Annotated in this window: 28 protein-coding genes and 1 pseudogene; 6 read left to right on the top strand and 23 right to left on the bottom strand. The window is 44.1% G+C overall.

The window, feature by feature from the left end:
* Nucleotides 1-7 precede the first annotated feature (7 nt).
* The 16 genes from folD to AC1DLM_RS10730 form a co-directional block, all read right to left on the bottom strand.
* Nucleotides 8-874 (bottom strand): bifunctional methylenetetrahydrofolate dehydrogenase/methenyltetrahydrofolate cyclohydrolase FolD, encoded by an 867-nt coding sequence (gene folD / locus AC1DLM_RS10805; protein ID WP_441986854.1) that lies wholly within the window; start codon nucleotides 872-874, stop codon nucleotides 8-10.
* 68 nt (nucleotides 875-942) lie between these two features.
* A complete protein-coding gene (gene nusB / locus AC1DLM_RS10800; protein WP_171630181.1) occupies nucleotides 943-1,404 on the bottom strand; it encodes a transcription antitermination factor NusB in 462 nt (153 codons plus the stop codon).
* Between the two features lie 119 nt (nucleotides 1,405-1,523).
* Entirely contained in the window at nucleotides 1,524-1,751 is a 228-nt protein-coding gene (locus AC1DLM_RS10795) for a DUF2273 domain-containing protein (protein ID WP_441986855.1), read from the bottom strand.
* Between the two features lie 14 nt (nucleotides 1,752-1,765).
* Nucleotides 1,766-2,326, bottom strand: a complete 561-nt coding sequence (gene amaP, locus AC1DLM_RS10790) for an alkaline shock response membrane anchor protein AmaP (RefSeq protein WP_171630179.1) — start codon at nucleotides 2,324-2,326, stop codon at nucleotides 1,766-1,768.
* A gap of 85 nt (nucleotides 2,327-2,411) precedes the next feature.
* Complete coding sequence (locus AC1DLM_RS10785) at nucleotides 2,412-2,825, bottom strand: Asp23/Gls24 family envelope stress response protein (RefSeq protein ID WP_171630178.1); 414 nt, start codon at nucleotides 2,823-2,825, stop codon at nucleotides 2,412-2,414.
* Between the two features lie 196 nt (nucleotides 2,826-3,021).
* Nucleotides 3,022-4,380: an acetyl-CoA carboxylase biotin carboxylase subunit gene (accC, locus tag AC1DLM_RS10780; RefSeq protein ID WP_477569925.1), complete on the bottom strand. Its 1,359-nt coding sequence runs from the start codon at nucleotides 4,378-4,380 to the stop codon at nucleotides 3,022-3,024.
* A 66-nt stretch (nucleotides 4,381-4,446) separates the two neighbouring features.
* A complete protein-coding gene (gene accB / locus AC1DLM_RS10775; RefSeq protein WP_441986857.1) occupies nucleotides 4,447-4,941 on the bottom strand; it encodes an acetyl-CoA carboxylase biotin carboxyl carrier protein in 495 nt (164 codons plus the stop codon).
* Nucleotides 4,942-5,098: 157 nt separating this feature from the next.
* A complete protein-coding gene (locus tag AC1DLM_RS10770) occupies nucleotides 5,099-5,836 on the bottom strand; it encodes a SpoIIIAH-like family protein (protein ID WP_477569924.1) in 738 nt (245 codons plus the stop codon).
* 39 nt (nucleotides 5,837-5,875) lie between these two features.
* A complete protein-coding gene (gene spoIIIAG / locus AC1DLM_RS10765) occupies nucleotides 5,876-6,517 on the bottom strand; it encodes a stage III sporulation protein AG (protein ID WP_441986859.1) in 642 nt (213 codons plus the stop codon).
* A gap of 4 nt (nucleotides 6,518-6,521) precedes the next feature.
* A complete protein-coding gene (spoIIIAF, locus tag AC1DLM_RS10760) occupies nucleotides 6,522-7,268 on the bottom strand; it encodes a stage III sporulation protein AF (RefSeq protein WP_441986860.1) in 747 nt (248 codons plus the stop codon).
* 13 nt (nucleotides 7,269-7,281) lie between these two features.
* Nucleotides 7,282-8,481: a stage III sporulation protein AE gene (gene spoIIIAE / locus AC1DLM_RS10755; protein ID WP_056614710.1), complete on the bottom strand. Its 1,200-nt coding sequence runs from the start codon at nucleotides 8,479-8,481 to the stop codon at nucleotides 7,282-7,284.
* A gap of 25 nt (nucleotides 8,482-8,506) precedes the next feature.
* Complete coding sequence (gene spoIIIAD, locus AC1DLM_RS10750; protein WP_056614713.1) at nucleotides 8,507-8,896, bottom strand: stage III sporulation protein AD; 390 nt, start codon at nucleotides 8,894-8,896, stop codon at nucleotides 8,507-8,509.
* A gap of 9 nt (nucleotides 8,897-8,905) precedes the next feature.
* Nucleotides 8,906-9,109 carry a stage III sporulation protein AC gene (spoIIIAC, locus tag AC1DLM_RS10745; protein ID WP_056614718.1) on the bottom strand — a complete coding sequence of 68 codons (204 nt, stop codon included), beginning with the start codon at nucleotides 9,107-9,109 and terminating at the stop codon, nucleotides 8,906-8,908.
* A 58-nt stretch (nucleotides 9,110-9,167) separates the two neighbouring features.
* Entirely contained in the window at nucleotides 9,168-9,686 is a 519-nt protein-coding gene (gene spoIIIAB / locus AC1DLM_RS10740; protein WP_441986861.1) for a stage III sporulation protein SpoIIIAB, read from the bottom strand.
* A 21-nt stretch (nucleotides 9,687-9,707) separates the two neighbouring features.
* The gene (spoIIIAA, locus tag AC1DLM_RS10735) at nucleotides 9,708-10,676 is read right to left on the bottom strand and encodes a stage III sporulation protein AA (RefSeq protein WP_441986862.1); all 969 of its coding nucleotides are present in this window, start codon (nucleotides 10,674-10,676) and stop codon (nucleotides 9,708-9,710) included.
* Between the two features lie 72 nt (nucleotides 10,677-10,748).
* A complete protein-coding gene (locus tag AC1DLM_RS10730) occupies nucleotides 10,749-11,012 on the bottom strand; it encodes a YqhV family protein (protein ID WP_171630169.1) in 264 nt (87 codons plus the stop codon).
* 202 nt (nucleotides 11,013-11,214) lie between these two features.
* On the opposite strand from AC1DLM_RS10730, the gene comA reads away from it, so the two are divergent.
* From comA to AC1DLM_RS10715, 3 genes are all read left to right on the top strand, one after another.
* The gene (gene comA / locus AC1DLM_RS10725) at nucleotides 11,215-12,018 is read left to right on the top strand and encodes a phosphosulfolactate synthase (RefSeq protein WP_441986863.1); all 804 of its coding nucleotides are present in this window, start codon (nucleotides 11,215-11,217) and stop codon (nucleotides 12,016-12,018) included.
* Nucleotides 12,019-12,021: 3 nt separating this feature from the next.
* Entirely contained in the window at nucleotides 12,022-12,741 is a 720-nt protein-coding gene (locus AC1DLM_RS10720) for a 2-phosphosulfolactate phosphatase (RefSeq protein WP_441986864.1), read from the top strand.
* A 78-nt stretch (nucleotides 12,742-12,819) separates the two neighbouring features.
* A complete protein-coding gene (locus tag AC1DLM_RS10715) occupies nucleotides 12,820-13,284 on the top strand; it encodes a DUF441 domain-containing protein (RefSeq protein WP_056616992.1) in 465 nt (154 codons plus the stop codon).
* Between the two features lie 9 nt (nucleotides 13,285-13,293).
* On the opposite strand, the gene AC1DLM_RS10710 is transcribed toward AC1DLM_RS10715, so the two are convergent.
* From AC1DLM_RS10710 to AC1DLM_RS10690, 5 genes are all read right to left on the bottom strand, one after another.
* Nucleotides 13,294-14,550: an aspartate kinase gene (locus tag AC1DLM_RS10710; RefSeq protein WP_056614731.1), complete on the bottom strand. Its 1,257-nt coding sequence runs from the start codon at nucleotides 14,548-14,550 to the stop codon at nucleotides 13,294-13,296.
* A 125-nt stretch (nucleotides 14,551-14,675) separates the two neighbouring features.
* Nucleotides 14,676-15,239, bottom strand: coding sequence for an elongation factor P (efp, locus tag AC1DLM_RS10705; RefSeq protein WP_171630165.1), 564 nt, complete (start codon nucleotides 15,237-15,239; stop codon nucleotides 14,676-14,678).
* 15 nt (nucleotides 15,240-15,254) lie between these two features.
* The gene (locus tag AC1DLM_RS10700; protein WP_441986865.1) at nucleotides 15,255-16,328 is read right to left on the bottom strand and encodes a M24 family metallopeptidase; all 1,074 of its coding nucleotides are present in this window, start codon (nucleotides 16,326-16,328) and stop codon (nucleotides 15,255-15,257) included.
* Nucleotides 16,329-16,388: 60 nt separating this feature from the next.
* Nucleotides 16,389-16,820, bottom strand: a complete 432-nt coding sequence (gene aroQ, locus AC1DLM_RS10695) for a type II 3-dehydroquinate dehydratase (protein ID WP_171630163.1) — start codon at nucleotides 16,818-16,820, stop codon at nucleotides 16,389-16,391.
* A 79-nt stretch (nucleotides 16,821-16,899) separates the two neighbouring features.
* Nucleotides 16,900-17,391 (bottom strand): YqhR family membrane protein, encoded by a 492-nt coding sequence (locus tag AC1DLM_RS10690; RefSeq protein WP_441986866.1) that lies wholly within the window; start codon nucleotides 17,389-17,391, stop codon nucleotides 16,900-16,902.
* Nucleotides 17,392-17,590: 199 nt separating this feature from the next.
* Here AC1DLM_RS10690 and AC1DLM_RS10685 point away from each other — a divergent pair, with 199 nt between their 5' ends.
* Nucleotides 17,591-18,481, top strand: coding sequence for a DUF1385 domain-containing protein (locus AC1DLM_RS10685; protein WP_056616997.1), 891 nt, complete (start codon nucleotides 17,591-17,593; stop codon nucleotides 18,479-18,481).
* Nucleotides 18,478-18,735 carry a hypothetical protein gene (locus AC1DLM_RS10680; RefSeq protein WP_441986867.1) on the top strand — a complete coding sequence of 86 codons (258 nt, stop codon included), beginning with the start codon at nucleotides 18,478-18,480 and terminating at the stop codon, nucleotides 18,733-18,735. Before AC1DLM_RS10685 ends, AC1DLM_RS10680 begins: the two co-directional genes overlap by 4 nt.
* Here AC1DLM_RS10680 and AC1DLM_RS10675 read toward each other — a convergent pair.
* Both AC1DLM_RS10675 and mntR read right to left on the bottom strand, forming a co-directional pair.
* Complete coding sequence (locus tag AC1DLM_RS10675; RefSeq protein WP_441986868.1) at nucleotides 18,732-19,709, bottom strand: patatin-like phospholipase family protein; 978 nt, start codon at nucleotides 19,707-19,709, stop codon at nucleotides 18,732-18,734. The two genes, AC1DLM_RS10680 and AC1DLM_RS10675, sit on opposite strands and share 4 nt — an antisense overlap.
* 111 nt (nucleotides 19,710-19,820) lie before the next feature.
* A complete protein-coding gene (gene mntR / locus AC1DLM_RS10670) occupies nucleotides 19,821-20,246 on the bottom strand; it encodes a transcriptional regulator MntR (RefSeq protein WP_056614749.1) in 426 nt (141 codons plus the stop codon).
* A 158-nt stretch (nucleotides 20,247-20,404) separates the two neighbouring features.
* On the opposite strand from mntR, the pseudogene splB reads away from it, so the two are divergent.
* Nucleotides 20,405-21,466: pseudogene (splB, locus tag AC1DLM_RS10665) on the top strand (spore photoproduct lyase).
* Nucleotides 21,467-21,471 lie beyond the last annotated feature (5 nt).

Genomic DNA, 21,471 nt, shown 5'->3' with positions numbered 1-21,471 from the left:
AAGGTGACTATACGCTCACATTCGCTTTAGCTGCACGGCTAGCCGCATCAACTGTATTGCGAAGCAGCATCGTAATCGTCATTGGGCCTACACAACCTGGAACAGGTGTTATCGCACTTGCAATCTCTTTCACAGCTTCAAAATCAACATCACCAGTTAATTTGCCGTCTGCAGGACGATTCATCCCAACGTCAATAACGACTGCACCTGGTTTCACATGATTGGCTTTGATCAAATGCGCTTTCCCAACCGCTACAACAAGAATATCGGCTTGTTTGGTGATCTCTTCCATGTTAGGCGTGCGGGAATGAACAATAGATACCGTCGCATGCTCACGCAACAACAGCATAGCCATCGGTTTACCAACGATATTGCTTCTACCTACAACTACTGCATGCTTACCTGCGATTTCTACGCCAGTTCGCTTAAGGATTTCAATAACACCGTGCGGGGTACAAGGCTTCATACCATCTTTACCAATCATCAGGTTACCTACATTGATCGGATGGAAGCAATCTACATCTTTCGCTGGATCAATTTCATCAACAACTGCTTCTTCATTGATATGTTTGGGCAGTGGAGATTGAACTAGAATCCCGTTAATTCGATTATTCGCGTTAAAACCATGGATGAGTGCAATTAATTCTGCTTGTGTCGTCTCTTCAGGCAGACGGTGTACTTCGGAATAAATACCAACATCATCGCAAGCTTTCGCTTTGTTTCTAACATACACTTGCGAAGCTGCATCTTCACCTACAATAACAACGACAAGACCTGGCTGGTTTCCCTGAGCTGTAAGTACCGCTACGTCAGATCTAATTTCCTCACGAATTGAGCTCACGAGTTCTTTCCCATTAATTACTTGTGCTGACATGTTATTTCCCCCTTAGCCGTTTAAGCCTTACCTATATTTAACAATGACGTTAATCTCAATAACGTTGTTCAAAGCGTACGCAGAACTTTCTCTTTCAGTTCGTCGATTTCTTTGATCATTTTTCCTAACACACCATTTACGAATTTGCCCGATTCCTCCGTGCCGTAATGCTTGGCCAAATCAATGGCTTCATTGACAACAACCTTCGGTGGAACATCATCGCGATACAGCATCTCATAGGCACCCAGTCGCAGAATTTCCCGATCGATGCGAGACAGTCTGTCCATTGCCCACCCTTTCAAATACTCCTCCAACAACTCGTCGATGCTTACTTTGTTCTTGTAAGTTCCTTCGACAAGTTCAACAATATAGACAGGATCTATCTTATCTCCGGAGAAATCCAGCTGCGTTTCATTATCATGCTCAGCTTCATGAATCGCAACTTGAACAGCCTCCTGAGGAGTAGCCTCATTCATTTGGATTTGGTATAAGCTTTGTATAGCAATTTCACGTGCAATTCTGCGTTTCATTCTGTTCCTCCTAAGTGCTTTACTCCTGCAAAGCGACCTTCTCCTAAAAACTCTTTCTCCTAGTATACGTCAAATTGGATCCAATCCAAACAAAAAAATCCATGGTTGAACCAGGGATTTTAGCGAAACATTCTCCATTTTTGTGTGAGATAGCGCCAAATGTCTTCCAGCATGACGAAACTTTCTTTGCGATCCAGCTTATTTCCAACATAAAAACCAACAAGAACGATAAATGCAAAGATCAACATATCCCAAAAACCAAAAAATAAATAAATAAAACCGAAAAATATACCCGCTGTCACTCCGATTACTTTGCCCCTATGGAATTTCCACAGTTCATTCCACATATGTGGATTCACCTCTATTCGACCCGGCTTTTAAACGTTGGGGCAGATTGCACGATATTCGCAACGAATACGGTTACGGAAGCTACAGGAATACCGGTAATATCTTCTATGTAACTTTTCACTGTACCTTGCATGTCTTCAGTCAATTCCGGAATCGAGCTTTCCCCATCTACAATGGTTCTAATCGTTATTTCTAACCCGGATTGATTCACTCTAACTCGTGCACGCAAGTCCTTGGCACCTTTCGTGCGACCCGCTGCTTTCAGTGAAAGATTCTCAACCGTCTCGATGGAAATTCGAATATCCCCAAAATCGGTGCGCTGATCAATCGATGGTGCCTGGGAACGTCCGCGACGAAGCGTTACGATTAGGAATCGTACGGAAATCAGCAGCATAATCAAGCTAATGATAATGCCTGGATAAGCGTAGCTCTTCTCGTAGTAGAAATGGCTAAGCGTTGTACTTGCTTGATCGAGTGGGATCCAGCTAGATGCTGTGAACAATACAAAGATCGATGCGACGAAAATAATCAGGCTATAGAAAAGTAGCAAGAGCCTGTCCACAATTTTACCCACTACGCTTGTCCCCTTCCTAAGTTAGAGGAAACCCCCTGCAACCTGTAGGGGGTTTCAATTGATCCATATGGCTCAGCTTTACCGCCTACTTCACACGATTGGCAGCCGCTGGTTCTTCGTCAATCGGTTTTTCTGCCTGTTTAAAGTGAACATCATGAATGTGTACGTTGACCTCAACAACATTCAAACCTGTCATTGATTCAATAGCCATCTTCACATTGTTCTGAATATCATTTGCAACTTCTGGGATACGATTTCCATACTCGATAATGATGGAGACGTCAATGGCAGCTTCACGTTGTCCGACCTCTACCTTTACGCCTTTGGACAAATTCTTGCGTCCAAGTAATTCAGCAATGCCGCCAGCTAATCCGCCACTCATCCCCGCTACTCCTTGCACTTCCACCGTTGCCAATCCGGCAATGATTTCGATAACCTCGGGGGCAATCTGGATGCTGCCCATGTCTGTCTTGACGTAATCCGGAGCGATTGTGCTCATTGTGGCACCTCCTAAAAATTTTGTGAAGCAAAATTCACTTCGTAAGCATAGTCTTTGTTTTGCGCCAGTAAAACTGGCTTGAAAAGCTTAAACTTGTGATTGTAAGAATCTTGCATCATAAGCTTAAAATATAAATGGGATAAGCCATCTTAATTTATTAGTATAACATTTCGGTAAAAATATGACAAATGATTGTCTACGATTCTGGATCATTCACGTCGTGCTCTTCTAAGAATTTAATATCGTGATCGCCACTGATAAATTTCTTGTGCTCAAGCAGTTTCAAATGAAACGGAATCGTCGTGTTTACGCCGTCCACCGCGAACTCATTGAGAGCTCTTTTCATACGGTTAATAGCTTCTTCACGCGTACTTCCCCAGACGATAAGCTTCGCGATCATGGAATCATAGTGTGGCGGTATCGTATACCCAGGATACACGGCACTATCCACACGAACACCGAATCCACCTGGAGGCAAATAAAATTTCACTTGCCCTGGAGACGGCATGAAGTTCCGATTCGGATCTTCTGCATTGACACGGCATTCGATGGCCCATCCGTTAATGCGAACGTCCTCTTGTCTGAATGACAACGGATTCCCCTCAGCAACGCGAATCATTTCTTGAATAATATCGATCCCCGTAATCATTTCGGTAACAGGGTGTTCAACTTGGATCCGTGTATTCATTTCCATAAAGTAAAAATTACCATCTGGACCTAACAAGAATTCCAAGGTTCCCGCTCCGGAATAATTCACGGCTTTCGCTGCACGCACTGCTGCCTGCCCCATAGCTTTACGCGTTTCCTCTGTAAGGATAGGACAAGGTGCTTCTTCGACAAGCTTTTGTCTACGACGCTGTACAGAGCAATCACGTTCGCCTAGGTGAACGACATTGCCGTGTTTATCAGCTAGGATTTGAATCTCAACATGCTTCATACCCGTTAAATACTTTTCCAAGTAGATCCCTGCATTACCGAAGGCATTCTGAGCTTCTTGTTGAGCTGCCGTAATTTGTTGAACAAGTGTTTCCTCGTTCTCTGCAATACGGATTCCTTTACCGCCGCCGCCTGCTGTTGCTTTAATAATAATCGGATACCCGATATCACGTGCAATAATCACAGCATCATCAATATCCTCAACCAACCCATCAGAACCTGGGATAATTGGAACTCTTGCTTCCTTCATCGTTTGTTTGGCAACCGCTTTATCTCCCATTCGGGAGATCGCGTCTGGCGAAGGACCAATGAAAGTGATATTGCAGCTCTCGCAAATTTCTGCGAAGTCTGCATTTTCAGCAAGGAACCCATATCCAGGATGAATCGCATCGCATTCCGTTAACGTTGCAACACTCATCAAGTTAGTGAAGTTCAAATAGCTGTCTTTGGACGCTGTTGGCCCGATGCAATAAGCCTCATCTGCCAAACGAACGTGTAATGCTTCTCGATCTGCTTCCGAGTACACAGCTACCGTATAGATGCCTAGTTCACGACATGCTCGGATAATACGAACTGCAATTTCTCCGCGGTTCGCAATAAGTATTTTATGAAATTTCATGATTTGCCCTCCTAAGAGCTCTTCCTGCGAAAAGCTTGCGCTGTCAGCATAAGCTTGCAAACGCAACTATTCCGGTCTAACCAAAAATAAAGGTTGTCCGTACTCAACTAACTGTCCGTTCTCAACGAGAATTTCAACGATTTCGCCTTTTACTTCGGCTTCTATTTCATTCATTAATTTCATAGCTTCCACAATACAAACAACACTCTTGTCCGTTACTTTAGAGCCAACGCTTACGAATGGCGCTGATCCTGGCGAAGCGGATTGATAGAATGTCCCTACCATCGGAGATACGATCTTATGTAAAGATGAATCCTCTTGCTTGGCTTGTCCGTTAGCAGTTACTGGCACTTCAAGAGCAGCTGCTGGCGCTGTATTTGTGTAGTTTGGTTGACCAATCGGTGCGTATGTGTGTTGCACTGGAGCGGATACATACAAAGGCTCCACTTTATTCGGTTTACGAATAGAAAGGCGTGCACCTTCATTTTCAATTTCAAGTTCTTGTAAAGAGGATTGATCGACGAGTTTAATTAACTCTTTGATTTCACTCAATTTAAACATTCAAGTCACTCCTTTAGACGTTGGTGAACCCTTAAAAAATGCGTTTTCATAGCCGCAACGTATGTATTATACCCATAAACGCACGAAATGGAAAGAGTCCAGTTTATCCGGACCCTTTCCACTACCCATTTGTGAAGCAAAAACTTCACTAGAATCCTTACGGACGTACGTATTGGATCTTAATATTTTCTGGCATAGCTCCCAGTTCTTTTACAACCATGTCGACGATGGAAACACCTTGGCTTTTTTCCAATTCATCTGCTTGAACCGTTACTTTCCACTTGTTCCCATCTTGATTAATGACGGCTTGCGGGAAATCTTGAATCAAAAGATCTTGAAGATTTTCAATTTTATCTTGCAGATCTGACAAGGCAGACAAATCATTAGTTGCTTTTGCTACCGCTTCAGGCGTTTTCTTCGTATCCAAAATGATTGTCATCAGATCCGTGGAAACTTTGCTGAAGTAGTTGTTTTGTTTCACTTGTTCATTCGTGAAATAGTCGTTTGCCGAAGTCGTTTTGGCTTGCTCCTCTACCTGTTTCAACACTTGATCATCTGTTTTGGACGTTGTTGGTTTGGTTGCATCTTTTGTCGTAGTTTTGGAGCTATCTTGTGTCGTCGTCGCTTTAGCGTCTGTTTTTGTAGAAGTTTGCGGCGTTGTCGCTTTTGTGTCGGATTGTGTTCCTGTTCCAGATGTTGCTTTTACATCCGTTTTTGCGCCTGTAACTGGATCCACTTGCGCCATATCAATTTTCACTTCTTGCGATTGCTTGATGGCATCAGACGATGCGAGATCCAGCTTATTGACGTCCTCTGTAAAGAGATAATACGCGGATAGTACTACCATCAAGCTAAGCATCGATACGAGCCAAATTGTTTGTCTTTTTGCATTCATTGTTTATTCCTCCTTAGAATAGTTAGATAATTTGCTGAATTAATTCCCTGTTTTGCGCGGTAATATCGAAATCTTACTCGCTTGAACATCCATTCCTCGCTCAACGGCTTCCAAGATCATTTTCTTCACCGTGAGATTTTCTGCACCTTTTGCAACAACAATGACACCTCTAATTTTGGGTTTAATGTATTTGAGCACAAGCGGCTTCTGGTCGCCTGATACTTGATAAATAACGACTTCACCGCTTCGCGTTACCTGGGATATGTTGCGTGTTGCGCCACCATTGTCGCGTTCTGTCGTCATGTTCTGATTATCGTTATAATTTTTGTCTACGGTCATTTCCTCCGTAGATTCAATAGTAACGAGCACTTCCACTTCGCCAACACCGACAATTTGTTGCAGGATGCCCTTCAGTTGGTCACCATAAGCTTGTTCATAATCATGAAAGCTTGCGTTTTCCTTAGACACGCTTCCTGCAAAGGTTTCTTTACTTTCCGCTGTTGGAGACGCTCTGCCTGTGTTGATGGGATCCAGATCTTTGACATTTATAAATGCGTTGATGATCATTAGCGCGGCTCCTAAAAGCCCAACCATGATGACCCAAAGCAACGTATTCTTACGTTTAGGTCCACCTGGTCCGCCGCCGAATTTGTTCTCCATCCATTGCAGCAATGTTCCCATCGATTCACCTCGCCATCCATCCTTTGCTTTGTATCGTTTCGATCTCGATTTTGGCAGGATCCACTAACCAATTCCGTGAAATATCTTGCTTGAGTCGATCCTTTTCTTGCTCGCTAGGCAATGCTTTAAGGTTTGACTGCAAGTCGCCTTGAGCAGAAGTCTGACGATCTTGTGCAATCGCGGTAGACCCAATTTTGATGGGATCTACAGGCTTGACAGGCTCCATCGCAGCAATGCTTTTACTCTTCGGCGTCGTTTGTTTCTTCGTTTCTATATCATCAAGGGTCACCTTCACATTGGTAATGCTGGGTTTCCCATTATTGTCTACATCTACATGAACTTGTACCTCCTGTACCGGCCATTCCGTTTGCTTCTGCAAATCCTCTTTAATTAGCCCTGCTAATTGTGTTTGTACTAATTGTTGTGTTTTCTTCTGTTCTGCATCTTGAATCTTATTGGCATCTTTCGTGATGGCTGCCAATGACTTCATTTGTGTTTGATTGCCGCCAAAACCACCCGCAAGCATCGTTTTCTCACTCTGCTCCTTCTCCGCTTGGCTGAGCAGCTGATCCATATCCCAGTCCTTCTGGAACAGCTGAAGCACAGGGGTGAGTAGCGTCAGTAGAATGAATAGGCTCAAAACCGTCTTCACATACCGCTGCATCGTATTGCTTGGGAGTAGAAGATCAACAAACGTCGCGAGCATAATGACCATAATGACGGTTTTCAGCCATCCTGCTAACCAATCCATCGCCTAGCTCCTTTCACCTCATCATGACGGAGACATTGCTAATTGTGATCATGATGGTCAAGGCAAGAAAAAACATTAAGCTTACTGCCGCTAGCGCTGCAAAAACGTAAATTAAGCTTTTACCAATCGTTTGCAGACAAGCAATGATCGGGCTATCTCCTAAAGGCTGCATCAATGCAGCTGATAAGTTGTAGATAAAAGCTAGCGTCAAGATTTTGATCGCTGGAAACGCGCACAAGAGAACGAGGATGACAACGCCAACGAGTCCTATTGCATTTTTGACAAGGAGAGAGGCGCCTATCACAGTTTCCGTTGCGTCCGAGAACAGCCGTCCTACAACAGGCACGAAATTCCCAGTAATGTACTTCGCTGTCCGAATCGCTACACCATCTCTAACCGCACCTGCTGTCCCTTGAATAGAGATGACACCAAGGAAAACCGTTACGAACACACCCAGCATACTTAAACTGACGGTACGTAGTAGATTTGCTAACTGGGTAACCTTAAACTTGTCGCTGAGTGAGCTAACGATGTGCAGCACAGCCGAGAAAAACAAGAGCGGGAAAACAAACACATATATCGCTGTTCCCACCGAGTGGATCATAAATACGATCAGAGGATGAAGAATAGCCACGGAAGTAACATTGCCCATAGAAGCTAATAAAGTTAGTAACAAAGGCATGATGGCGAACATGAATTGAATCATAGACGAAATGGCTGTCTTGGCGTACCCGATCGCAACGCTGAAGCTATTGATGGCAATGATGATCAATACCATATACGTGATTGTGTAACCTAGCTTGCTAACCGTATTTCGTTCAAAAGAGCTTTGCAGCGTCTCCAGAATCATGCTAAAGACGGTCAAAACAACGATGGAAGCTAGTAACTTGCCATTGATGATAATCTCATGAAATACATAGCTCAGAAGTCCTTTAAAGATACTCTTCATGCTAATGCCCTTGGTCCCAAGGAGAAGTTCCATGAAGGTTGGAGGTTTGCTCTCCGGGAAATACCCGCCATATTCCTTCATCAGCTTATCCCAATATTGCTCGACCGGCTCCGTATTCAAGCGGTTCGCTTGTTCTTGGATGATGATATCTGTAGGCGATTCGGCCGTTAAGGAACCCGACAAGCCGAGCCAAAGACCCATCGTTATAATAAATAATAAGATCCACCGGTTGTTCAGCTTCTGGTGCGAATAAAGTAGATGCATGCGTGTCACTCCTTAGGCGAATCTTCTAAGCAGGGAGCAGTTTAACCACGGTTTCGATAATGACTGTTATGATTGGAATAGCCATAACCATAATGAGTACCTTACCCGACAGCTCGATTTTGGAAGCTATGGAATCTTGACCGGCATCTCTAACGATTTGAGCGCCAAATTCGGCGATGTAAGCAACGCCAATAATTTTCAGAATCGTTTTGAGGAAAACGAGGTTTACGTTCGACTTCACTGCTAAGTCCTCAAGGACTTGGATAACCGAAGAAATTTTGCCTATTAAGAACAAGAATATGACTATGCCTGTAAAAGCAGCTAATAGAAAGGCGAACATCGGCTTCTGTTCCTTGATGATAAGCGTCAAGATCGTAACGATGAGTCCTAAACCTACGATTTGGATGATTTCCATCAGACCACCTCATTGGAATAGGAATATAGTTTTAATTTCTTTGAACAAGTTATCCAGCATACTAACGACCATAAAAAGCACGACCACGAAGCCTATGACCGTGACCCAATGTGCCATATCCTCTTTTCCCATCTGTTTCAGCACCGAATGGATCATCGCAATGATGATTCCGATGCCGGCGATTTGGAAAATGGCGTTCACATCTACATTCATTCCTGGCACCTCACTCCGCCTTCAAGGAACTTGTCAAGCACGGATACATGATCCCCCACTAATACATTAAAATTACGATTAACGCTCCGATGAGGACGCCTAAGCTTTTCCACATTTTCTCGTAGCGCTGTTGCTCATCTCTGGCATCCGTTTCTTCCGATTGAAGTTGGCTCATCGCAAGACGCAAGTGTTTGATTTGGTCACTTTGATCTGAGAGCCCTAGCACAGGGCCTAGCCCAAGAATCACTTCTTGCTCTGATTGCCGCATAGAGGTTCTTGCCCAGACTTCTTTGACTGTCTTTTGCCATAGATCCTTCGTTGATTCCCCATTGCTTCCCAGTAAACGTTCTGACATTAATCGAAATAAAGTCGAAAGTGGATCAGCAACTTGCTTGCTTAATGAAGCGAAAGCTTCAGGAAGCGGCGTAAGCGCATAGGCAATTTCCGTCTCCATTCGGCCAAGCGCGCCAATCAGTATACGAATTTGCTTGGGTCGCCTTACATAGTGAGCAGCTTGCAGAAACCCATACATCGACGCTGCTCCGAAGATCAGTACCCCTCCAACGAATTTCAGCATACCCATCGTCCTTTGCGTTCGTCATCCATCTCCCATTGCCTTACCTTGATGATCCAAGATCCGAAAGGAAGCTGACGCACCTTTTCTTCGCTGTAGGATCACGTATTTCGTAAACACACCTGCCTCCATCAACTCCCTAAGTACTGGTCGTCCATGGACATCTTCATAGCTTGCTCCATGTGCTGTCGCTAGCACACGAATCCCCGTGTGAACCGCTTCATGAATCGCATTCGCATCCTGGGCTCTTCCAATCTCATCCACGATGAGCACCTCAGGAGATAAGGAACGAATCATCATCATCATCCCTTCAGCCTTCGGACAACCATCTAACACATCTGTGCGAGGCCCTAAGTCGAATCTCGGTACGCCTTTAACACAAGCAGCCAATTCGGAGCGTTCATCTACGATGCCTACTTTTTTTCCTGTTAGTGAGCTATTCCTAGCTCCCCACTCCCCTCGGCTAATCAGTCTGGCCAAATCACGAATTAAGGTGGTCTTCCCTTGCTGCGGCGGAGAGATGATCAGGGTATGATGAATATTTCCCAAGCTTGGATCTACCAAATACGGTAAAATCTCCTGACCCACACCTTGAATTTCGCGCGCGATCCGAATGTTAAAGGAACTCACATCGCGTATTTGCTTCACTTGACCTTGATCGAGAATCGTACGACCAGCAAGTCCAACTCGATGACCTCCTGAAACGGTGATATAGCCTCTGCGCAGTTCTTCCTCAAACGTGTACAACGAATGATTCGTTAAGATCTCAAGTAGTGTCATACAATCTTGCCTGGTCGGTTTGTAAGCCAAAGCTTCCTGAGTGATCATTTGACCACGCTCGCTAATGAAGGCATATCGGTCCGCCCAACTAATTTCCAGAGGACGTGACTCTCTCACCCTGATCTCCTCCACACTAGCTTGTACATTCGGAGGAAGTTCGCTCAGCATGAATCGGATGTTCTGCGGCAACAAATGTATAATACTCGCTAGCATTGAGAGACAGCCCTCCAAGTTGTCCAGTCTTCTATATTCATTTCTATGCTTACTAGAAAGAAATATGACCGATTACTTTTTAATAATCCCAATAAACAAACAACTGACCCCTGCTATGATCCATAACATCTTCCCATATGATAGTTTGTCTGCTACGCCTACTAATCCAATTGTTGTCGTAGTTAGTAGTACTAGAGGACCTACTAGTGCTAGAGCTGAATTCACTAACAGCGCCTTCTCGATCGTAGCCAATCTGATCATAAGAATAGCAGCAATAATTTCGATGCTTCCTGACATCACCCGCAAGGAAGCCATCGTGAGTACAATCTTGTTCATGAACTATACACCTCCCAATAGTTTTGTAGCCCATGCAAGCGAAGCGGAATAGTGCATCGTCAAAACTAGCTTCGGAAGCATACGCTTTTCCCTACCTTATGCGAGCTCGTCTCATTTTAGGCATGCTGGGCACCTCCATTTGTGCTCATGCATATGCTGTACACATAATTGATCCTTCGAAGGACAGTGAGGAGAAATACCGATGGAAGTGACCTCTCAATTAAAATGGAACCCCGTTCTAGCCGACCCTACAGGAACAAGGCAGCAGAAACCAAGAACGTTGGGGAAAACGATGGTGATGGATAAGGGGCTTGGCATGATTGCCTTTCAGGATTTGCTCCAAACCTCTAGCAGCCATGTGGATATGATCAAACTTGGATTCGGGACTTCACCGCTTTATCCACAATCCGTACTGCGAAGCAAAATAAACCTAGCCAAAGAGAATAACATTCTCATTTATCCAGGAGGTACTTTTCTGGAAGTGGCTGTAAGCCAGCATGCAGTAGATTCATTTTTTGACATGATCCTTGCACTCGGCTTTAATGGCGTTGAAATATCTGACGGCACGATTCAAATGGATCGTAGACAACGGAATAAGTTAATTAGCAGAGGATTAGATGAAGGGTTAGAAGTCGTTACGGAGTATGGAAAAAAAGGATGGGGCTCCTCCATAGAATTAGCAGAATTAATTGAAACGGTCTTAATCGATTCGGAATTAGGTGCTTCCCTTGTCACGATTGAAGCGCGTGAGTCTGGCATGGGTGTTGGCATTTTTGATGGGGAGGGGAAATGCAAAGATGAGGAACTGCAAAGTGTGCTTGCTTCCATTTCAGGTGATAAGCTCTTATGGGAGGCACCGCTAAAAAGCCAACAAGTGCACCTGATTAACTCCCTCGGTCCCGATATTCACTTGGGAAATATTTCCCCAGATGAAGTTATTGCATTAGAAGCTTTGAGGAGAGGACTGCGTTCAGATACGTTGTCCTTGGGTGCCAGAAAGGATTAACACATGCATATCGAGGTGATCGCCAACATCGGCGAAGCAAGAAGTGACGAGTTTCTCCATAAAACCGTCATTGTCGTTGATGTTTTACGTGCAACCAGCACAATCATCACCGCATTGATGAATGGCAGCAAGGGTGTAGTCCCTGTTGATACGGTTATAAAAGCGAAGGAATTGGCGAGAGAAGGCGATCTACTTGGTGGAGAGCGCTATTGCAAAAAAATTCCTGGCTTTGATTTTGGCAATTCACCACTTGAGTACACACGCGAAGTCGTTCAAGGCAAACGCATCATCTTGACGACTACCAATGGCACAAGAGGGATTCAAAAAGCGATAAAAGCCGATCGTGTGCTTGCGGGAGCCATCATTAACGGCAAAGCCTCTGCTGCGGCAGCTATCGAGCTTAAACGGGACACAGTGATCGTCTGTGCAGGTACGCAGGATGTTTTCTCTTTGGAGGACGGCCTCTGTGCCGGCCTCATCCTGAATGAAATTGCAATTCTAATAGGCGAGCAGCACATGATAACGAATGACTTCGGTCTAGCAATGCGAGGTTGCTATCTCGAAGCTAAGGATCACTTGCTCGAGACCATTCTCTCTTGCAGCAACGGTAAAAAAATGAAAAAGTCCGGCTTCCTCGCGGATGTCGAACTTTGTGCCAAGACGAATAGTGCGGAATGCGTTCCCGTTCTGGAACACGATCAGATGGTTCTTTTTGGGCGATAGTCCACCTTACCATGCGTTCTAAATACAAGCCCCTTTCATAAACTTAAATGACGATGATGAGGACAAGGGGTTATGTATATGAATGGTGATATGCTCTTAGTTATTCTAATTATAATTGGACTCATAGGCCGTTCGCCGATCATTACAACTGCGGCTTGTCTTTTACTGGCCATTAAGTTAATTGGTCTCGATCGCTATTTCCCTACCATGGAACGTAGAGGTCTTGAGCTCGGCTTGCTGTTCCTGACGATCGGTGTTTTGATTCCATTTGCAAGTGACCGTATTTCGATGAAAGATATTCTCTCTGTCTTCACTACATGGCCTGGCATCATCGCCCTCGTGGGAGGGGCGATTGCCACCTATATGAATGGGAAAGGCTTGGAGTTACTAAAAGTAGACCCACAATTAATTGTGGGTCTTGTCCTTGGTTCTATATTTGGCATCTTATTTATGCGCGGCATTCCGGTAGGACCCTTAATGGCTGCCGGAATAACGGCATTTCTATTGAAGATTGCTTATTTCATAGCAGACAAACTTCATTAAGATTTCAAATTATCTGCGATCTTCTGGACCACCAACGAAAGCTTGCTCCGCTGTGTCTAAGCCGTATGCTGTGTGAAGAGCACGGATTACGTCGGTTAAGTTCGTATTGTCAATGACACAAGACATTTTAATCTCTGATGTGCTTACCAATGAGATCGTAATGCCAAGATCAGAAATGACTTTGAACATCGTAGCTGCAACACCTGGTGAGCTAACCATTCCAGCCCCAACGATTGAAACTTTAACAAGATCAACTTCGGACGTCACTTCACGGAAACCAACTTCAGCACGAATTTGTTCAATGACATCTAGCGCTTTCTCACGATCCGCCAATGTCGTTGTGAAAGAGAAATCCGCAGATCCGTTAATCACACCGCTTTGAACGATAATGTCCACGTCAATTTGCACTTCAGCAAGTGCTAAGAATACTTTAGCAAGTTGACCTGGTTTCTCAGGAACACCCAGAATACTAATTCTTGCTACATTTTTGTCATATGCGATGCCACGAACTACGATTCCTTGCTCCATCACTGCTTCCTCCTTCACATTGGTGCCTTCATTGTAATTAAAGCTTGAACGCACCACGAGGGTCACGTTGTAATTTTTCGCATACTCGACTGCGCGAGGATGAAGAACTGCAGCTCCAAGGTTAGCGAGCTCCAACATTTCATCATAGGAAATTTCAGCAAGCTTCCTAGCTACTTTCACAATTCGAGGATCTGTTGAATAAATGCCATCAACATCTGTATAAATTTCACAAAGATCGGCTTTGATCGCTGCAGCAAGCGCGACTGCTGTTGTATCGGACCCGCCGCGGCCTAATGTTGTAATTTCACCCGCTTCAGTCATCCCTTGGAAACCAGCTACGATGACGACATTCCCTTGCTCAATCGCGTTCAGAACACGATGAGGCTGAATATCCGTAATTCTTGCTTTCCCATGTACAGGCTCCGTATAAATGCCACTTTGCCACCCGGTGTACGAAACCGCTTGTTCACCAAGATTATGTATAGCCATCGATAAAAGCGCTACGGAAACTTGCTCGCCCGTCGTCAACAACATATCCATTTCACGAGCCGGTGGGGCTCCATCGTAAATTTGCTTGGACAAGTCGATTAAATCATCCGTTGTATCACCCATCGCAGAAACGACAACAACACAGCTGTGTCCAGCTTGTTTACGCTCCACGATTCTTTTTGCAACTCGTTTCATTCGCTCCGCATCACCGACAGAGCTACCGCCAAATTTCATCACTATAAGAGACAAAGCTGACCCACTCCTAACGCATACTAGTGCATAACAATTCAATATTATAGCATACATTTGTCGGGCTGTGGTAAGAAAAGAAAAAAAGCCTTTCGGACTCCGATGAGTCCGAAAGGCTTTGCTAATTAGTTGCTAGCGCGTGAAAGGTATTTGCCATCATCTGTATCAACGGAAAGAACATCGCCTTCGTTGATGAAAAGTGGCACCATTACATTAAGACCTGTTTCCACTTTCGCATTTTTCAATGCGCCTTGTGCTGTGTTTCCTTTAACGCTTGCATCAGTTTCAACAACTTTCAAGTCAACGCTCTTCGGAAGGTTAATCCCTAGAATTTCACCTTGATAGCTCATGATTTTGATATTCATGTTTTCTTTCAAGAAGTTCAATTCCCATTTCAATTGCTCGTGGGCAAGCGAAATCTGATCGTAAGTCTCCGTATCCATGAACGTGTACTCGTCGCCAGCCGCGTATAAGTACTGCATTTCACGGTTTTCGATGTGAGCACGTCCAACGTTCTCACCTGCACGGAACGTACGCTCAACGGTGTTACCATTGCGTAGGTTTTTGAGCTTAGAGCGCACGAATGCAGCCCCTTTACCTGGTTTCACGTGTTGGAAATCTAGAACTGTAAAAATATCATGTTCTACTTCAATTGTCAGACCTGTTTTAAAATCGTTTACTGATATCACTTGTAAATCCCTCCGCTAGTCAATGATAAGAAAATCTTTGGTAGAATGTGTAAGTATTTTAATGCCGGTCTCAGTAATTACTACGTCATCCTCAATTCGAACTCCGCCAAAATCAGGGAGATAAATACCAGGCTCAACAGTAACAACCATACCAGGAGTTAAAATCATATCTTCGGTTTTCGACACACGCGGAGATTCGTGGACTTCCATCCCCAGCCCATGTCCGGTCCCGTGACCGAAATAATCGCCATAGCCGCGCTTCACGATGACATCGCGTGCGAACGCATCGCCTTCTCTGCCCGTAATGCCTGGTTTGAGGTTTGCCAGACAATTCAACTGTGCTTCCAACACAATATCATAAATTTCTTTATGTTTATCTGTCGGCTTTCCTAGCATAACCGTTCTTGTGATATCAGAGCAATAACCTTTATAATACGCTCCAAAATCCAATTTGACAAATTCGTTTAATTGGAGAATGCGATCACTTGCTTTACCGTGAGGTAACGCTGAACGCTCACCAGACGCGACGATCGTCTCGAAGGATGTCGAGGTGCCTCCGTTTTTACGAATAAACACTTCAATTTCTAGGGCAATATCTAACTCTTTGACACCAGGCTTAATGAAGTTAAGGATGTGTGAGAAAGTTTGATCGGCCAAATCAGCCGCTTCCTGCATCACTTGCAGTTCTGCTTCATCTTTTACCATACGAATCAATTCAACAAGACGTGAAGTTGGCACGACTTCGATGCCAGGAAGACCTTGTTGGTAGTTTAAAAAATCGCCATAAGAGACGTCGCTTTGCTCGAAACCAAGCTTCGTGATCCCTTGCTGTTGCAAGAGTTCTCTTACGGACTCAATCGCCTTTGCTTTATGTTCTACCACTTCAAACAGTTTAGCTTGTTGCGGCGCTTGCGTCATATAACGGAAATCAGTTAATAAGATGGCACGGTCTAACGTAATCAGTACATAGCCAGATGAACCGGTGAAACCAGATACATATGTACGGTTATATGCGTTCGTGATGAGTAGTGCCGGTAATTCCTGCTGCTGCATAGCCTCGCGTAGACGTTCAATACGTTTCTCCTGCATCCAAATCACCATTCCTTTTTAAAGTTTTGCTATGGCAAAACTAGCTACGTAAGCAAATGCTTACAGATGGGGTAGTAATGCTCGTAAACCAAGCGCATAGCTATCTGCGCCAAATCCACATATTTGACCAATTACGACGGGTGCAATGACCGAATGATGACGAAATTCTTCACGTTTATGAATATTCGAAATATGAACCTCTACCGTTGGCAATTGAACCGTAGACAGCGCATCACGAATCGCATAGCTGTAGTGCGTGAAGGCACCAGGATTCATAAGAATGCCATCCTTTGTACCGTAGGCAGCGTGAATTTTGTCAATAATCTCCCCTTCATGGTTAGATTGGAAGCTCTCCAATTCGAGCGAAAGCTCGGTTCCAAGCTCTTGCAAACCTTCAATGATTGAAGAAAGTGTGACGGTTCCATATACACCAGGTTCACGTATGCCAAGCATATTCAAATTCGGACCATTCAAAACTAGAACCCTTTTCAATTCGAAATCCTCCCGAAACAATCGTCATAGGCAACTAGCTGCTTTCTGCTAATTAACCTTTGATATTTTACCATAACTTTCATGAGTTGGGTATAGCCTCTGTCGTTCTAGCGCTTGTATATTCAATGGCAATCGAATACCCAATAAACATCCCCCATACGAGGAATAAACAAACATCACTGATGATTGTATTTAGCTCCAACTCCGTAATCCAATACATCATTCCCGTAATTGGCCCTACAATGAGATAAATGATCGCCCACCACAGTGCACCATAGCCTATCCCCCAAAAAGGACTGCGCAATTTCCACATGGTGACCATGTAGATGAAAGCCGCGAATATCGAGAATAGAGCAAACGTGATCCACCCCATGAATAATCCCATCCAAGTATTAAAAAAATCGTGCTTGAAAAAAGGTTCAACTAGAAAACCAATGCCTATGGTTGTGAACTTAAAGTAATTCTCGACGATTTTGAGGGCACCCCATATTAACCCTGCAAAAAAACCGATATATAGCACAAATACCCAACGATTCGTCTGTTTTCTCTTCGCGGTATGCGCACTTGTCATCTGTGATCTTCCTTTCTCTACCGATAAGGCTTGTCTATTCATTGGCAATCATAGTATGTTCTGTCGCAATCGGTAGCATTCAACACCTGAATCCGTTACAATAAGAAAGTGAGAAAATGAATTCGAGAAAGATGAGAAGGTGAATCTTGTGGCAGAACAAAACAGTATATACGGAGGACAAGCCGTCATCGAGGGCGTCATGTTCGCAGGAAGAAATGTGCATGTAACTGCTGTGCGCAAAAAAGACGGTTCCCTTGATTTTTTGGAAGTACCAAAGAAAGTGATTCCGTGGGTTCAAGCACTTAAGAAAATTCCTTTTGTACGAGGAATTGTAGGAATTATTGAGTCCAGTGCCAAAGGTGCACAGCATCTGAATTTCTCCGCCGAGTCATTCGCCGAGCAAGAAGGTGAAGCTGACATGCCGAAGAAAGAAGAGAAAGCTGGCATGTTCTCTGGCATATCCATGGTTCTAGGCGTTGCTTTTGTCGGTGTCCTTTCATTTTTATTTGGGAAGTTCATTTTTACTTTAGTTCCAGCTATTATTGAACAGTTTTTGTTTCAAAATGTATTTAGCAATCAGATTCTTCATAATCTTATAGAAGGTGTAATCAAAATCATTTTGCTGGTTGGATATATTTACTTCATCTCTCTTACACCTATGATTCGAAGATTGTTTCAATATCATGGCGCAGAGCATAAAGTGATCAGCGCTTATGAAGCAGGTATGGAATTAACGGTTAGCAATGTGCAAAAATTCAATACCCTTCATTACCGTTGTGGAAGCAGCTTTATCGTATTTACCGTATTAATTGGTGTTGTCATCTACTCATTCCTTCACTACGACGGCATGGTCGAGCGTATTGTGCAGCGTCTCATTTTGTTACCATTGGTTATTGGGGTTTCTTATGAGGTATTACGTTTTACAAATTCCCTTCGTGAAGTACCTGTTCTTCGTTATTTAGGGTATCCTGGTCTTTGGCTTCAATTACTGACAACCAAAGAACCTGAAGACAGTCAAGTCGAGGTGTCCATTGCATCTTTTAACCGCATGCTAGAAGCGGAAAAACGAATTATGGAGGGACGGGCATGAGAAGAAAGTTTTCTCCGATTGAAATTGCCATAGGCATTTTGATTGCAATAGGCTTGATCGTTAGTCTACGTGTGTTATTCATTCCTATCCTTGTGCTTGGGGCGATTTTCCTACTGTATAAATTCCCACCTTCCCGTTGGAAGAAACCTTCCATCCCTCGTGGAGCTGGAAAAGGTAAAACGAAGAACGCGAAATTCCGCGTTATCAACGGGACGAAAGATTCCGATAAGGATGATTTCCCGAAATACCACTAAGTCAAAGATTTATGTGGAGGTCGCATCACATATTTCTCATAATTTTCTTCGTAGGTACTGGCCGACCAACTTTTGAAATACGCTTTGGCCGCCAAGAAGCCCGACTCGTAAAGTGACATGCTTAATTCCTTGGAGATGGTGAATTGTGTATTCCCAACACCTAACGTAGGAATTTTCACGGTTCGGAAGCGATTCTTCTGTTCAATGTAGCGTTCATCATGCGCACTAAGCATTGTGCTAAAGAGCGCTTCTAGCATCGTAATAGGTCCTCGGATCGTATGAGTTGGCGTATCACTTTTTCCAACAAGTTGGAAACCAATAACAGGAATGAGCTTAGCACGCGGCATTTCATTGTCGAACACCCAAAGCGGGAAGTTGCTTAACAAACCACCGTCCACGATATAATTAAACTGCTCTGAGAATGGCTTAGCCTTCTCGGAGCTTTTTATATTCCGCCGGATTCTAACTGGATCGAAGAAGTATGGAATGCTCGTGCTCATTCTCACCGCTTTGGCAACCGAAAGCTTGCCAGGCTCGATGCCGTATTGCGCTATATCATTAGGCAGAACCAATAGCTTGCCCTGTGTAATATCTGAGGCAATAATACGGAGCTGGTTTGGCCCCAGATCAGCAAACGTGCGAACGCCTTTTGCCGCGAGTTGTTGATTGATCCAATGTTCCAAGGCTTCGCCGGAATATAGCCCTTTTTTGAGCAACAAGCGTGCCGCGGGACCTATGATCTTCGTGTTGAAAATAGGAGAACGTTGCATAAACGACTTGAAAGGCGCTCTAAGGATCAACTCCCTCATTTCTTCCCCCGAGTAGCCAGCTGCCAACAAAGCAGCCACAATCGCACCAGAGCTTGTACCTGCGACATTATGGAAGGTATATCCTTGTTCTATGGCTGCGCTCACACCACCCGCCAAGGCAATTCCTTTGACGCCTCCACCTTCAAACACGCCATTAATCTTCATACCCTGCATCCTCCCATAGCTCTATTTCGTAGGGCTTCTTAGGTATGTATGCGAGAGCAGTTTGTTTCTATTCCCATAAAAAAAAGACAGAGTACCGTAAACGGTCTCTGCCTAGTTCTCTGCCTCTAATTCTTTACGAACATTCATAAGCTCATCTGCTCGGCTTGGATCTCTCCGAAAGTATTCTAATAAGGTTTCAATACACGTAATCGAATCCCAGCTTAAATGATGCTCTATGCCTTCGACATCCTTATATATATTGTCCTCATGGACACCAATTGTCGTTAGAAAATTTTCCAAAAGCTCATGTCTATCCATCAAGCGTTTGCCCATCTTCTTCCCCTTGGGCGTTAGGATGAGACCGCGATATTTTTCATAGATTAAATAATTATCTTTATCTAATTTTTGGATCATTTTAGTTACGGAGGAGGGGTGCACTTCAAGCCCTTCAGCAATGTCGGAAACACGAGCGTAACCTTTCTCATCGATAAGCTTGTATATTCTCTCCAAATAATCTTCCATACTTGGCGTAGCCATTGCTATATTTCCCCCTGCTGTGCGAATTTCTTAGCCATACTGCTTTCCTATCATAATCCATCTACCCAGATGCGGTCAAATCTCCCATGTTTTCAAAGCACTTCACTTTGGCACACTAAAATAATAGATTGTCATTCCGATTTGTAAAGGAGGCCCTCATGTCTACTGAGTTGCTTACAAGACCGCAGCCTAGCACGACGATTTTCGTGCCAGAGCTTGTTTATTTTGAACCAGATGCTCTGAATTATCCCAAAGGTAAGCAAATTTATAAATGGGCAGAACAAGAAGGCCTTGAGATCCATATGACGACCTCGCATAATCAAATCCGCGATTTGCCCGGCGAAACCGAATTAGATAAATATCGGATAGCCAAGCGAACCTTAGTCGTTGGTATACGAAAAACGTTAAAATTCGAGACATCCAAGCCATCCGCCGAATACGCGATACCGATCGCAACAGGCTGCATGGGACATTGTCATTATTGTTATTTGCAAACAACGATGGGTGCGAAGCCGTATATTCGGGTCTATGTCAATATTGACGATATTCTCGGGGCAGCTAAGAACTATATCGCGGAGCGTGAACCTGAAATTACTCGTTTTGAAGCCGCGTGCACCTCAGATCCTGTAGGGCTTGAGCACATTTCAGGCTCGCTCAAACAGTTAATCGAATTTATGGGTGAACAAGAGCACGGCCGCCTACGATTTGTTACCAAGTACCATCACGTAGAGCCTTTATTAGATGCCAAACATAACAAGCATACACGTTTTCGCTTCAGTGTGAATGCAGATTATGTAATCAAAAACTTCGAGCCTGGTACATCTCGATTTCATGAGCGAATCGAAGCGGCAGGCAAAGTTGCCAAGGCTGGATATCCACTTGGTTTCATCATTGCACCTATTATTTGGCATGAAGGCTGGGAGGAAGGTTATGCAACACTAATTGAGAAGCTCTACAACACCCTGCCTGCTGAAGCCACACATGATCTTACTTTCGAGATGATTCAGCATCGTTTCACGAAAACAGCCAAGAATATTATTGAAAAGCGATACCCCAAAACAAAGCTGGAAATGGACGAAGAAAAGAGAAAGTACTAATGGGGCAAATATGGGAAAGGTAAATATGTGTACAAAGATGAACAAGCTACCGCGTTGAGAGAATATATCACAGAACAAATTTTCGAGAAATTCCCTCAAGCGAAGATTGAATATTTTACATGAAACGC

Source organism: Paenibacillus sp. 01T442, from assembly GCF_056398345.1.
Note: the sequence above shows the minus strand (reverse complement) of the source record. Positions and strands in the feature narration are given on the sequence as shown.

Coding starts and splice junctions, on each gene's coding strand:
- AC1DLM_RS10770 (WP_477569924.1), bottom strand. CDS start 5,836: ATGAATGCAAAAAGACAAACAATTTGGCTCGTATCGATGCTTAGCTTG.
- AC1DLM_RS10730 (WP_171630169.1), bottom strand. CDS start 11,012: ATGAACAAGATTGTACTCACGATGGCTTCCTTGCGGGTGATGTCAGGA.
- AC1DLM_RS10720 (WP_441986864.1), top strand. CDS start 12,022: ATGCATATCGAGGTGATCGCCAACATCGGCGAAGCAAGAAGTGACGAG.
- spoIIIAD (WP_056614713.1), bottom strand. CDS start 8,896: ATGGAAATCATCCAAATCGTAGGTTTAGGACTCATCGTTACGATCTTG.
- accC (WP_477569925.1), bottom strand. CDS start 4,380: ATGAAATTTCATAAAATACTTATTGCGAACCGCGGAGAAATTGCAGTT.
- nusB (WP_171630181.1), bottom strand. CDS start 1,404: ATGAAACGCAGAATTGCACGTGAAATTGCTATACAAAGCTTATACCAA.
- AC1DLM_RS10700 (WP_441986865.1), bottom strand. CDS start 16,328: ATGCAGGAGAAACGTATTGAACGTCTACGCGAGGCTATGCAGCAGCAG.
- spoIIIAG (WP_441986859.1), bottom strand. CDS start 6,517: ATGGGAACATTGCTGCAATGGATGGAGAACAAATTCGGCGGCGGACCA.
- AC1DLM_RS10715 (WP_056616992.1), top strand. CDS start 12,820: ATGAATGGTGATATGCTCTTAGTTATTCTAATTATAATTGGACTCATA.
- spoIIIAA (WP_441986862.1), bottom strand. CDS start 10,676: ATGCTAGCGAGTATTATACATTTGTTGCCGCAGAACATCCGATTCATG.
- AC1DLM_RS10795 (WP_441986855.1), bottom strand. CDS start 1,751: ATGTGGAATGAACTGTGGAAATTCCATAGGGGCAAAGTAATCGGAGTG.
- mntR (WP_056614749.1), bottom strand. CDS start 20,246: ATGGCTACGCCAAGTATGGAAGATTATTTGGAGAGAATATACAAGCTT.
- spoIIIAF (WP_441986860.1), bottom strand. CDS start 7,268: ATGGATTGGTTAGCAGGATGGCTGAAAACCGTCATTATGGTCATTATG.
- AC1DLM_RS10690 (WP_441986866.1), bottom strand. CDS start 17,391: ATGACAAGTGCGCATACCGCGAAGAGAAAACAGACGAATCGTTGGGTA.
- AC1DLM_RS10675 (WP_441986868.1), bottom strand. CDS start 19,709: ATGAAGATTAATGGCGTGTTTGAAGGTGGAGGCGTCAAAGGAATTGCC.
- comA (WP_441986863.1), top strand. CDS start 11,215: ATGGAAGTGACCTCTCAATTAAAATGGAACCCCGTTCTAGCCGACCCT.
- spoIIIAB (WP_441986861.1), bottom strand. CDS start 9,686: ATGCTGAAATTCGTTGGAGGGGTACTGATCTTCGGAGCAGCGTCGATG.
- AC1DLM_RS10685 (WP_056616997.1), top strand. CDS start 17,591: ATGTTCGCAGGAAGAAATGTGCATGTAACTGCTGTGCGCAAAAAAGAC.
- AC1DLM_RS10680 (WP_441986867.1), top strand. CDS start 18,478: ATGAGAAGAAAGTTTTCTCCGATTGAAATTGCCATAGGCATTTTGATT.
- spoIIIAC (WP_056614718.1), bottom strand. CDS start 9,109: ATGAATGTAGATGTGAACGCCATTTTCCAAATCGCCGGCATCGGAATC.
- folD (WP_441986854.1), bottom strand. CDS start 874: ATGTCAGCACAAGTAATTAATGGGAAAGAACTCGTGAGCTCAATTCGT.
- spoIIIAE (WP_056614710.1), bottom strand. CDS start 8,481: ATGCATCTACTTTATTCGCACCAGAAGCTGAACAACCGGTGGATCTTA.
- AC1DLM_RS10785 (WP_171630178.1), bottom strand. CDS start 2,825: ATGAGCACAATCGCTCCGGATTACGTCAAGACAGACATGGGCAGCATC.
- accB (WP_441986857.1), bottom strand. CDS start 4,941: ATGTTTAAATTGAGTGAAATCAAAGAGTTAATTAAACTCGTCGATCAA.